10 protein-coding genes and 1 pseudogene are annotated in these 12,008 nt (G+C 62.2%); 2 read left to right on the top strand and 9 right to left on the bottom strand.

The window, feature by feature from the left end; genetic code table 11:
- Positions 1-151 precede the first annotated feature (151 nt).
- Positions 152-784, bottom strand: a complete 633-nt coding sequence (locus NK8_RS17725; protein WP_232078010.1) for a response regulator transcription factor — start codon at positions 782-784, stop codon at positions 152-154.
- A gap of 259 nt (positions 785-1,043) precedes the next feature.
- Here NK8_RS17725 and NK8_RS17720 point away from each other — a divergent pair, with 259 nt between their 5' ends.
- Positions 1,044-1,496: a response regulator transcription factor gene (locus NK8_RS17720; RefSeq protein ID WP_061174736.1), complete on the top strand. Its 453-nt coding sequence runs from the start codon at positions 1,044-1,046 to the stop codon at positions 1,494-1,496.
- 117 nt (positions 1,497-1,613) lie between these two features.
- Here NK8_RS17720 and NK8_RS17715 read toward each other — a convergent pair whose 3' ends face one another.
- From NK8_RS17715 to NK8_RS42825, 7 genes are all read right to left on the bottom strand, one after another.
- On the bottom strand, positions 1,614-2,549 hold the full coding sequence (locus NK8_RS17715) for an aldose epimerase (protein ID WP_213230285.1): 936 nt from the start codon (positions 2,547-2,549) through the stop codon (positions 1,614-1,616).
- Between the two features lie 50 nt (positions 2,550-2,599).
- Complete coding sequence (locus NK8_RS17710; RefSeq protein WP_213230284.1) at positions 2,600-3,508, bottom strand: ABC transporter permease; 909 nt, start codon at positions 3,506-3,508, stop codon at positions 2,600-2,602.
- On the bottom strand, positions 3,508-4,371 hold the full coding sequence (locus tag NK8_RS17705) for an ABC transporter permease (protein ID WP_213230282.1): 864 nt from the start codon (positions 4,369-4,371) through the stop codon (positions 3,508-3,510). The genes NK8_RS17710 and NK8_RS17705 overlap by 1 nt, the downstream gene beginning before the upstream one ends.
- Positions 4,368-5,444 (bottom strand): ABC transporter ATP-binding protein, encoded by a 1,077-nt coding sequence (locus NK8_RS17700; protein ID WP_213230280.1) that lies wholly within the window; start codon positions 5,442-5,444, stop codon positions 4,368-4,370. The genes NK8_RS17705 and NK8_RS17700 overlap by 4 nt, the downstream gene beginning before the upstream one ends.
- An 82-nt stretch (positions 5,445-5,526) precedes the next feature.
- Positions 5,527-6,699: an ABC transporter substrate-binding protein gene (locus tag NK8_RS17695; RefSeq protein WP_162067399.1), complete on the bottom strand. Its 1,173-nt coding sequence runs from the start codon at positions 6,697-6,699 to the stop codon at positions 5,527-5,529.
- Between the two features lie 478 nt (positions 6,700-7,177).
- The gene (locus NK8_RS17690) at positions 7,178-7,870 is read right to left on the bottom strand and encodes a FadR/GntR family transcriptional regulator (protein WP_213230278.1); all 693 of its coding nucleotides are present in this window, start codon (positions 7,868-7,870) and stop codon (positions 7,178-7,180) included.
- A gap of 154 nt (positions 7,871-8,024) precedes the next feature.
- Positions 8,025-9,827: a YadA family autotransporter adhesin gene (locus NK8_RS42825; RefSeq protein WP_225936350.1), complete on the bottom strand. Its 1,803-nt coding sequence runs from the start codon at positions 9,825-9,827 to the stop codon at positions 8,025-8,027.
- Here NK8_RS42825 and NK8_RS42820 point away from each other — a divergent pair.
- Entirely contained in the window at positions 9,811-11,463 is a 1,653-nt protein-coding gene (locus tag NK8_RS42820; RefSeq protein ID WP_225936356.1) for a hypothetical protein, read from the top strand. The genes NK8_RS42825 and NK8_RS42820 overlap by 17 nt on opposite strands.
- Here NK8_RS42820 and NK8_RS43675 read toward each other — a convergent pair.
- Positions 11,457-11,921, bottom strand: a pseudogene (locus NK8_RS43675) (hypothetical protein); the annotation flags it as partial. The gene NK8_RS42820 and the pseudogene NK8_RS43675 overlap by 7 nt on opposite strands.
- Positions 11,922-12,008 lie beyond the last annotated feature (87 nt).

Here is a 12,008-nt window from a genome sequence, read left to right as displayed (position 1 = left end):
TACGCTGACCCCATCTCGAATATAGTCCGGGCTATACCTTACCATCCCGCAGCGTATTCCTCGGAACGATAAGAAAAAGGTCGCGCGCACGCGACGACGCGGGCGCCCTTCCGGTTGCGCCCGCGTCGAAAAAAGAGAGTGGAACGGCTGCTCAGGACGCCGACGAGGTATTGCTCATCGGCATCTCGATCCCGCGCCGCGCCATTTCGACGATCAGGAACGTTCGGCGTGTGACGTGAAAGCGCGCCAGCAGATCGCTCGAATATTCCTTGGCGGTGTTTTCGCTGATATTCATCTTGCGCGCGATCGCCTTGTTCGAGAGTCCCTGCAACAAGTAACGCAGCGTTTCGGTGAGCCGTGGCGGCAGATCGAGCGATTCGACCGTCACGCCCGCGTGCGGCGAAACCGGCTTCGGGCTATGACCGCCCTTGCCCAGCACGGTGTTCGGCAGGTAGACGCGCCCGTTGAGGATCGTCTTCAGCGCCTCCCGAAACACGCCCGCGCCCTGCTCGCTGCCCTTGGAGATGAACCCGCACGCGCCGTTCTTGATGCAGTCGAGCACCGTATCGCGGTCGTCCTGCGCGGACAGCATGATCGTCTGGATCTCGCGTTCTTCCTCGCGGATCCAGTTGAGCAGGTCCATGCCGGTGGCCTGGCCGCGCAAGTGGTAGTCGAGAAACATCAGATCGTAGGTATTGGCGGAAAGCTTCGCTTTCGCCTGCTCGAATCCATCGGCTTCGTCGATTTCGAGCAAAGGCTCGTTCGCCAGGATGAGGCTTTTCATGGCGCTCCTGGTGAGCCCTTCGTCCTCTACTAGCAACACGGTTTTGAAATAGCCATTTTCCATTGCGACGCTCCGAGAACGGTTCCGATATTACGCGCGCCTTGCCCGACTACTACCCCCCTTTCGCAGGGATACATTCGGCAGTCTCCCAAAATCCTCCGCAGCCCCCTCCCGTGCCGGGTTCAGCGATAAGCACATTCGGTCGAAACTGGTCGCAGTCGAATCAACCACGTAACCCAATACGAGCACGGAGGATGAGATGTCAAGCCGTCTGGCCGACAACGAAAGCGAATTCGCCTTGTGGCGCATCAAGCGGGCACGCGCCGGGGACGCATCGCGCCGTGTGCTGATCGCGCACAAGGACAAGTCGATCGGCGATTCGCTCGCCGTGCAACTCCGGCTCAAAGGCTTGCAGGTCATCCATTCGCAGGAACTGAGATCCGTGCGCGCGCTGGTGCATAGCTGGCAGCCGCACGCGCTTTTACTCGATACGAGCCTCGACAACGAATCCGGCTACGTCTTTCTGCGCACGCTGCGCATGGACGCCGACGTCACCGGGCGGCTGCTCGTCGCGATGAGCAACGTCTGGCCCGCCGATCCGGTGCAGACGCTGAAGGAAGCCGGCTTCGACGCCCATTGCCGCCGGCCTTGCGCGACCTGGCGCATCGTCGATCTGGTCGAGTCGTTTTTTTCCATGCCGCTCACGCGCTGATACACGAACCGGGAGATGCCGCCATGAACACGGATACTTGCCTCGTCGGGGGTGTGTTGCCGGCGAATGCATCGCGGCTTCCCGCGGCCCGCGAACGCGCCTGCGTGGAAGCGCGCGTCAGGCGGCGTCGCCGTCGCGCGGGGCCGGGTTCGCGCCGGCTGCCATCACGAGCGACACCTGTATTTCACTACCTGGCTCGATGACGGCGACACCCGCGCCGTCCAGCCCGCGCGCCGCGAGATTGAAGCCGTCGCTCACGTGCGAGACCGGCTCGACGCACAGATAACCCGCTCCGGCCGGACAATGCACGACGACGTGGCTCAGGGCGCCGTCGGCGTGCAGTTCGAGCGCGCGGCCGTCGGCGTAATGCAACGTCGCGCGGCCGTCCCAGCCGCTCAGATAGCGCGTGTAACCCTCCGCTTCCCGCACATGCCGATACACCGGCCGCTCGACAGTCGGCTCGATCGCGATTTCCGCTTCGTGACGCCAGTGCGTCGTCGTGTGCAATTCGGCTTCCTGCGCGCCGAAATAGGGATGAAAGCCGAGGCCGACCGGCATCGGGCGTGACGAGCGGTTCGCGACGCGCATCGACAGCCGCGCGCCATCCGCGTTCGCCTCGATCAGTTGCACGGCCTCGAACGCCCACGGCCAGCCGTGCTCGCCCTCGCCGTGCAGATACCGCAGCACGACGCAATCCGCCTCCTGCAATTCGACGCTCCACGCCGCAAACTGGCCGAAGCCGTGCAGCGCGTGCGCCATGCCGGGAAACGTCGCGAGTTCGACGATCGCGCCGTCCGGTGCGGCAAAGCGCGCATCGCGCACGCGATTGGAAAACGGCACCAGCGGATAGCTGCCGCCCTTGGGCCACGCATCGCACGGCCAGCTCGACGCGCTCACGGGCGCGAGCCATTCGTGCCATCCGCGCTCGTCCTCGGTGGCAAAGCGCGTGATGCGCCCGCCCGCCTCCGGTGCGATCTCGACGAGATGCGGCCCGCTCGAAATGCTCAGGCGCGGCCCGGCGTCCAGTTCTACGACTTCACGAAAATTGGTCACGACACGACTTCGGTATGAAAAGCGCCCGCGCGCGGCCGCGCGGGCAAACATCACTGCTTCTGTTCCTTCACGCGCGACACGAGCTGCGTCGGGCTGACGAACTGCAGCGCGATCAGCACCCAGATCATCGTGATGGCCATGTAGATCATCGCCATCGCGTCGATGGATTGCGGCGCGCGCACGCCTGTGGAGAACACCGCGTAGTACAGCGCGACGACGAGCGTCTGGGTCGTCGGCCCGGCGGTGAAGAACGTCAGCTCGAACATGCCGATGGTGCGCACCAGCACGAGCAGGCCCGCCGCGAGCATCCCCGGCACGAGCAGCGGCAGCAGCACGTAGCGGAAATAGCGGAACGTGTTCGCCCCAAAAATGCGTGCGGCCGATTCCAGATTCGGATCGATCTGCTCGATGAACGGCGTCATCACGAGAATGACGAACGGCAGCGCAGGCACCAGATTCGCGAGAATCACGCCGGTCAGCGTGCCCGCGAGGTGGAACTTGTACATGACCGTCGCCATCGGAATGCCGTAGGTCACGGGCGGCACCATCAGCGGCAGCAGGAACACGAGCATCGCGAAACGCTTGCCGGGAAACTGCACGCGGGCGAGCGCATATGCGGCCGGCACGCCGAGCACGATGGACAGCAGCACCACCGCGCCCACCACTTCGAGCGTCACGAGCAGCACGCTGGAGAGCTGGAAATCGCTCCACGCCTGCGCGTACCAGTGCAGCGTGAAGCCTTGCGGCAAGAGCGTGCCGAACCAGCGCGTCGCCACCGAGTTCACGGCGACGGTCGCGATCAGCAGCAATACGTTGACGAGAAAGAAGCCCATCGTCGTCCAGACGAAGAACTTCCACAGTCTGTCGCGCAAGCTCGCTTGCTGTTTCATCTGTTTGCCGGTGCGTTGATTGAGCGTGCCGGCCCGCCAGCCGGACGCCGCGCGGTTATCGGTCGTCATTATCCCTTGCCTCCCGTCACCGGACCCGTGTAGAAGAAGCGGCGCGCGCCGAGCATCCCGCCCACCACCAGCAACTGCACGAAGCCCATCACGATCGCAATGGTCGATGCAAGCGCGTAGTCGTAGCTCTCGAACGCGGCTTCCGATGCGGCGATCGAAATCACACGCGTCGGACCGGCCGGCGCGCCGAGCAGCACCGCCGACGGAAACACCGAGAACGCCTGCACGAACGAGAGGCACGCGGTCATCGTGAGACCGGGCAACAGCAGCGGCAGATAAATCTGGCGAAACTGCTGCCACGGGCTCGCGCCGAGCGTCGCGGCGGCGCGCGCGAGCGTCGGATCGATGCCCGTCACGTACGACAAGGTCAACAGGAACGCGAACGGAAAACCCGACACGATCAGCGAAATCAGCACGCCCCAGTAGTTGTGCGTGAGGCGCACTTCATCGCCGTAGAGATGCAGCGCCTGCAATGCCTGCGGAAACCAGCCGTTCGGGCTGAAGTACGTCAGCATGCCGTCGGCGATCAGCACGGTGCCAAGCGTGACCGGCACGACGAGCAGCGTCGTGACGAACTTCTGCCACGGTGACGTGCGGCGCAGCGCGAACGCGACCGGCACCGACACGCCCACATTGATGACGGTCGCGGGCACGGCGAGCTTCAGCGTGACGATGATCGTCGGCCACATCGACGAGTCGGTGAAGAACGTGACGTAGTTCGCCCAGATGCCGCCGCCGTTCATCGGATTGAACGACAGCATCAGCCCGTAGGCAAACGGATAGATGAACAGCGCGAGAATGAAGATGAGCGCAGGAGCGACGAGCCAGCCCTTCGGATCGCGCTGCGCGGGAAGCGCGATCATTTGTCTTCTCCGTAGACCAGCGTCTTCGAAGGCGCGACGCGCAGCGTGATGCGCTCGCCCTCGCTGCATTCGCCCGCGATGCGCGCCCACAGCTTGCCGAACGCCGTGTTGACGATGATGAGCGAATCGCGGCCGCCGTACTCCACGACTTCGACATGCGCGTCGAACGCGTTTTCGGCGCCGGGCGACGCGCGTTCCATGTCTTCCGGACGCAGCGCGACGCTGACATTCTTGCTGTCGAAGCCTTCCATCGGCGTGCCGACGATGCGCACGCCGCTGGCGTTCACCACGACGGCTTCACCCTGCGTACCTTCGAGGGTCGCCTGCACGACGTTGCGAAAGCCCATGAATCGCGCGACGTGCAGGTTCTTCGGCCGCGAATAGACTTCCTTCGGCGACGCTACCTGCTGCACGACGCCCTCCCTCATCACGACGATGCGATCGGCCATCGACAGCGCTTCGTCCTGATCGTGCGTGACATAGATGGTCGCGCGCTCCAGCTTGCCGTGGATGCGGCGGATTTCGGCGCGCATCTCGATGCGCAGCTTGGTGTCGAGGTTCGAAAGCGGCTCGTCCATCAGAACGAGCGGCGGCTCGATGACGATCGCGCGCGCAATGGCGACGCGCTGCTGCTGGCCGCCCGAAAGCTGGCCCGGAAGCTTGGCGTCGTGGCCGATCAACTGCACGAGTTGCAAGGCGGCCTTCGCGCGCTTCATCGCTTCGGCTTTCGGCGTGCCGCGCATCTTCAGACCGAAGCCGACGTTGTCCAGCACCGACATGTGCGGAAACAGCGCGTAGTTCTGAAAGACCATGCCGAAGCCGCGCTTTTCGGGCGGCAGCACGTCGATGCGCTTGTCGTCGAGCCAGATGCCGCCGCCCGTCAGGGGCTGCAATCCGGCGATGCAGTTCAGCGCGGTCGACTTGCCGCAGCCCGACGGCCCGAGCAGCGCGATGAACTCGCCGCGCTGAATATTCAGATCGAGTCCCTTCAACGCCGCGAGCTGCTGCCCTTCCGCGTTGGTGAAGCTGCGCGAGACCGAGTCGAGGCGCAACTGCTCAAAAGTGTGCTTCATGACGATTTCCTGCGCTTATCTTGTGCAAGCGGCGACGTCCCTCGCAGGGAACGTCGCCGTCTGATGACAGAGATCTGTCGCCTTACTTGGTCTTGGCCGCGCCGATTTCGCGGTCCCATTTCTGGAACGCGGCGACCATCGCCTGTGCATTGAGCGGCAGCACGTGCGGACGATCGGCGAGCAGCTTCGCGTATTCGGGCCGGCCGAACTTCTGGATGACTTCCTGGCTCTTCGCGGGCGCCATCGAGAGCGGCACGTCCTTCACCGCCGGGCCCGGATAGAAGTAACCATCGTCATAGGTCAGCGCCTGCTGAGCCGGCTCGAGCATGAAGTTCATCAGCTTGTAGAGCACGTCGAGCTTTTCCTTCGGCACGCCCTTCGGAATCACCATGTAGTGCGCGTCGTTAACCCACGTCATGTTGTCGAACGCGGCGACCTTGAATTCCGCCGGCACGATGCCCAGCGCGCGCGGGTTGATGTCCCAGCCCGTCACCGTGACGGTCATGTCGCGCGTGCCCTCACCCAGTTCCTTCATCACGGCGGAGGTGCCGCCCGGGTAGTAAGGGATGCAGTCGTTGAGCTGCTTGAGGAACGCCCAGGTCTTGTCCCAGCCGTTGATCGGGTCCATCGGGTCCTTGTCGCCGAGCACGTACGGCAGGCCCATCAGGAAAGTGCGGCCGGGGCCAGAGTTGGCCGGGCGCGCGTAGATCAGCTTGTTCGGATGCGCCTTGCACCACGCGAGCAGTTGATCAGGCGTCTTCGGGACATCGGTGACCTTGGCCGGGTTGTATTCGAGCAGCGGCCCCGCGGGCATGTACGTGACTTCGAGACCGTAGCCTTGCGCGATGTCCTGCATCTTGCGCGGGCCGGGCGCGTATTTGTCGAGCACGCCGGGGAAGGCCTTCGCGTTCTCGGGCAGCAGCTTTTCCCACAGGCCTTGCTGGATGCCGGCCGCGAGCGCATCGGTGCCGGTCACGACGAGGTCGATGTCCGAGCGGCCCGCCGCCTGCATCGCCTTGATCTTGCCCGGCAGTTGCGGCGCGGGCGCGTTCGTGAAGGTGATGCTGGAAACGAGATCGGGATACTTGGCCTTGAACGCCTCGAAACCCTTTTGCGTCAGTTGCAGATTGCCTGCGACGTCGACGATGTTGATCGATACGGGATCAGCCGCGTGTGCCGCGCTGATGCCGAATACCGCGCTGACGGCGACGCAAACCGCCGCCAGTTTCACTGACAGTCCTGCCTTGAAAGCCATTTTGTCTCCTCACTTCTCTCGCAACCACGGGTCGGGAAGAGGTCCGGTCGTATCGTCGATACTGTCGATTGTGTCGATCGCCGGCCTGTTTCTGCTGATTCTGATTCTCGCCTGTCTTTGTGCGCGTGCGCCCTCGTTGCGACTGGATGCTGAAAAATAGCTAACGAGGTTATAGGATGTCAAGCAAATTGGTCGGGGCGCATGCTGTTACCGAAGCCGTTCAAGGCACTTTTTCCTCTGGCGACAGCGCTTTGCAAGCTTGCCTCGGGAGATACCCCGAGGGTCTGTTACCTTGTGGTTTTACCTGGTTTTAACCAGTGTTTCCTATAGATTTCCGGCGAGTTTCCTTGACTGCTTGCGCGGCGCTTCATCGCATGGAAAAGCAAGCTTCCGCAAAGTTGTCAAACAACTTTGTGACGATTCGACAGTTTTGGCGCGCTTCCGTCGAGGTTGTGTGACAACTGTCGCACTGGTCGGTTTAGCTACCGAACATGCGGTCCACCGCGTTTTCCAGATGCGCTCGCATCGCCCGTCCCGCGCGGACGGGATCGTGTGCGCGGATAGCTTCGATCACATCGAGATGTTCGCGCTGCACGAGGCGCTGCCGTTCGAGCGTCTTCACGAACGACAGATTGCGCGACAGGTTCATGCTGAACGCGATCTGTTCCTCGATGAACGACAGCACGGTGATGAAGAACTGATTCTTCGAAGCCCGCGCGATCGCGAGATGAAACGCGTAGTCATCTTTTGCGCCGATGCCCTGCTGCGATTCGACGACGCGTTCGAGGCGATCCCAGGCGTCCTGAATCGCGCGGATATCGTCGTCATCGGCCTTGATGGCGGCGAGTTCCGCTGCGCCGGATTCCGTCACGATGCGAAATTCGTAGCAACGGCGAATGTCCGACAGCGTTTCGAGCGGCGCGAAACGGCGCACGTCCGGATCGGGGCGGCGTCCGATGGTCGTGCCCGAACCGCGCCGCGTCACGATGATGCCGTCGGCGCGCAAGCGCGCGAGTGCCTCGCGCACAGTCGGACGTGAGGTCGCGAAGCGTTCGGCGAGCGCGTGTTCGGTCAGGAGCCGGTCGCCCTCCTTGAACTCGCCTTCCATGATGCTGTTGAGGATGTCGTTGTAGATCCGGTCGGCGAGTCCGGATGACTTACGCTCGTTCATGTTCGCGCGTGACGTGCTTGTCAGGGTAGAGAACGATTGTAAGGCAGATTTTTTGGAGGAGGATGAGCGCCGTGCCTGAACATGCGCTCGAAAAAAATCGGTCGACACAAAGCTGTGTCGACCGATTTTGACGCCCGGATGCTACGTCAGGCGCTTACCACTGGTGACCCGCGCCGATGGTGAACCCGACATTACCGGAACTGCTGGTGTTGCCCGACGCCTTCACGACCCAGCGCTCGTCCTGCGTCACGTACGAGATACCGATGGCCGCACCGGAGGCGCTCGCATACCGCGCACCGGCGACGGACACCATGGTCTTGCCCGGAGCCGTCGGCTGCGGCAACCCCGCGGCGGCCATTGCGGCCGCGATACCGCCGTAGGCCGTGCTCGCCACGTTGTTGATCTGGCCTTGCACGCCGGCGATGCGCGAATCGGTATAGCTTTGCGACTGCGCGGCCGACAGATTCAACTGACGAACATTGACTGCGTCGGTGTCTTGCGTGCCGTTGGCGACGTTGGTGATCTGACGCTCGTTGCCTGCCGAACCGACCGACACCGTATTCGCCCGATCCGCGATCGAATTCGCGCCCAGCGCCACCGAGTTGTCGGCGCTCGCGTTCGCATTCGCGCCCATCGCAGTGGCATGGGTACCGGACGCGCTGGCGACCTCGGTGTTGCGATCGCCCGCCGCCGCGAACAACGGATTGCCACCGCTCTCGGCGATGTTCGTCACGCGATCCAGCGCGGCGTTCATTTGATCGACGTTCACGGCATCCGTACCTCCAATGCCTGCCGCGACGTTGTGAATCGTCGTGGTGCCGCTGCCGTTGCCGAGACTGATGCTTGAGTAGTCGGGCTTGCCGTCCGCGCCGTTGTCGTAGCTCACGGCCGTCTTCGAGTTGCCGTTGCCATCGATGAGCCCGGCCTGCTTCAACTGCGACACGTTGACGGCGTCGGTGTCCTCGGTGCCGGCCGCGACGTTCGTGATCTGGCGTTCCGCACCTTTCGCGCCCACAGACACCGTTTCTGCGCGATCGGCCACCGAGTTCGAGCCGATCGCAACGGAGTTAGCGCCCTTCGCTTGCGCGTTACCGCCGATCGCGACCGATTCAACGCCCTCCGCCGCCGAATCCGCCAGTGTCGAATTCGCGTGGAAGTATTTGATGCCCCCACCGGTGGTGATGTCGTTGAGCGTGCTATTGATGCTGGTGATGTCGGTCGTGTTTTGCGTCGTGCGGCTATCGAGGTTGGTGATCGCGTCGCCGACGGTGATCGCCGTGGTCGTCGAACCATCGAGATTGTGCACTGCGTAGTTCGGCGTAGAGATCGTGCCGTCCTCGTTCACCTTCGACTCGCCGCCCAGCGCGTCTGCTGCGCTTTGCGCGGTTGCGAAGAGTTGCGAGCCGTTGATCGCTTCCTTGCTCTGATCGTTCACCTTGCCTGCTGCGACACCATCCAGCACGCGCGCGCCCGCCGTGCCCGTGAAGTCCACCTTCGTGCCGTCGGTGTCCTTCGCCACGGTGATGTCGCGGGTCGTCGCGTCCTGCTGCACCAAGCCGATCACGCCTTTGTTGATCTGGTTGTTCAGGTCGCTGATGTCGGTGGTGTTTTGCGTCGTGCGGCCGTCGAGGTTCGTAATCGCGTCGCCGACGGTGATCGCCGTGGTCGTCGAACCATCGAGATTGCGCACTGCGTAGTTCGGCGTGGAGATCGTGCCGTCCTCGTTCACCTTCGACTCGCCGCCCAGCGCGTCTGCTGCGCTTTGCGCGGTTGCGAAGAGTTGCGAGCCGTTGATCGCCTCAAGGCTGATAGCACTGACCTCTCCAGGCGCGACATTCTTGAGCGTAACGGCCGCTTTGGCCGGGTCGCCGAACGTCACACTCGTGTGATTATCCGGATCATCGTACTGGACCGTGTTGTCCATCGCGACCGACAGCGAAGTGAATCCCGTCGACAAAGAAACGATGCCGGAGGTCACCGTGCTGAGGCCGGTCGAAAGCGATGCGACGCCTGACGTCACGGTGCTCAAACCCGTCGACGTCGATGTCGAGAGCGAGTCGAGGCCTGACGTTACAGTGCTGAGGCCGGTGGAAAGAGAGTCAACATTCGATACAACGGTGCTCAAACCCGTCGAGGTGGATGTCGAAAGTGAATCCAGGCCCGACGTTACCGTGCTCAGTCCCGTGGACAAGGAACTTACGTTTGACGTCACCGTACTCATGCCGGTCGACAACGAACTCACATCGGACGTCACGGTGCTCAGGCCCGTTGAGAGCGAGTCAACGTTCGACGTGACCGTGCTCAAGCCCGTCGAGAGTGAATTGACACCTGACGTTACGGTGCTCAAACCCGCGGAGGTCGACGTTGACAGCGAATCGACGCTCGACGAGACCGTGCTCAAACCCGAGGACAAGGAACTTACGTTCGACGTCACCGTACTCATGCCGGTCGACAACGAACTCACATCGGATGTCACGGTGCTCAGCCCGGTCGAGAGCGAGTCAACGTTCGACGTCACCGTGCTCAAACCCGTCGAAAGCGAATTGACGCCCGAGGTGACGGTACTCAAACCCGTCGAGGTGGATGTCGAAAGTGAATCCAGGCCCGACGTTACCGTGCTCAGTCCCGTGGACAAGGAACTTACGTTCGACGTCACCGTACTTATGCCGGTCGACAACGAACCCACATCGGATGTCACGGTGCTCAGGCCCGTTGAGAGCGAGTCAACGTTCGACGTGACCGTGCTCAGTCCCGTCGACAAAGAACTTACGTTCGACGTGACCGTGCTCAAACCGGTCGAGAGAGAATTGACACCTGACGTTACGGTGCTCAAACCCGTGGAGGTCGACGTTGACAGCGAATCGACGCTCGACGACACCGTGCTCAAGCCCGAGGACAAAGAACTTACGTTCGACGTCACCGTACTCATGCCGGTCGACAACGAACTCACATCGGATGTCACGGTGCTCAGCCCGGTCGAGAGCGAGTCAACGTTCGACGTGACCGTGCTCAAACTCGTGGAGGTCGACGTTGACAGCGAATCGACGCTCGACGTGACCGTGCTAAGTCCCGTGGACAAAGAACTTACGTTCGACGTCACCGTACTCATGCCCGTCGACAACGAACCTACATCGGATGTCACGGTGCTCAGCCCGGTCGAGAGCGAGTCAACGCCCGACGTGACCGTGCTCAAACCCGTGGAGGTGGACGTCGAAAGTGAATCCAGGCCTGACGTTACCGTGCTTAGCCCCGTGGACAAAGAACTGACGTTCGACGTCACCGTACTCATGCCGGTCGACAACGAACTCACATCGGATGTCACGGTGCTCAGCCCGGTCGAGAGCGAGCCCACGTTTGATTCGACGGTGCTCAAGCCCGTCGAGAGAGAGTTGACTCCTGAGGTCACGGTGCTCAAGCCCGTCGACGTGGACGTCGAAAGCGAATCGACGTTCGACGTGACCGTGCTCAGCCCCGTGGACAACGAACTCACGTTGGACGTCACCGTACTCACGCTCGCGGACAACGAGCCGACGACCGTCGACAGCGAATTGACTCGGCTTCCTACTGTACTTAACGAACCGGACACAATGTAGAGCTGTGAACCATTGATCGCATCCGTGCTTCCAGTAGTGACCGCTCCGGCAGGCAAACCTGTGAGATTGCGCCCGTTCATGTTCAGGGTCGCGTAGGCGTTGATCATCGGACCCATGCCAGGAACCATGCTAATGGTCAACCGGTCCTGTCCTCCGACGCCTATCTGAATCGTGTTTTCGTCGGGCGCGATCGCGTACGCGCCCGCGGTACCGAGCCCATCGAATGCTATGAAGCCCGAGCCCGACTTACCTCCGCCATCGCAAGCAGACCCGTTGGACGCCCCATCTGCAAGCGACGTAAAGCAATTGATGAAACCGTTCGAATCAAACACGCCACTGGCAAAACTATTCGCTTCCGCAGCATGTGCACTCCCTGCCGCCAACGTTACAACCGCAGAAGCTGCAACAACCACCGACCGACTCGTACCCTTCCCTCTCGTCCTGGCAACTTCAGACACTGCAACCCACTTCCCCTGCGCCTGACTCCAAACCACCTTGTACGTTCTGTTCACTCAAAACCTCGTAGATTCAATCGCTCAAAATTC

Source organism: Caballeronia sp. NK8 (assembly GCF_018408855.1).
Lineage (GTDB): Bacteria > Pseudomonadota > Gammaproteobacteria > Burkholderiales > Burkholderiaceae > Caballeronia.
Note: the sequence above shows the minus strand (reverse complement) of the source record. Positions and strands in the feature narration are given on the sequence as shown.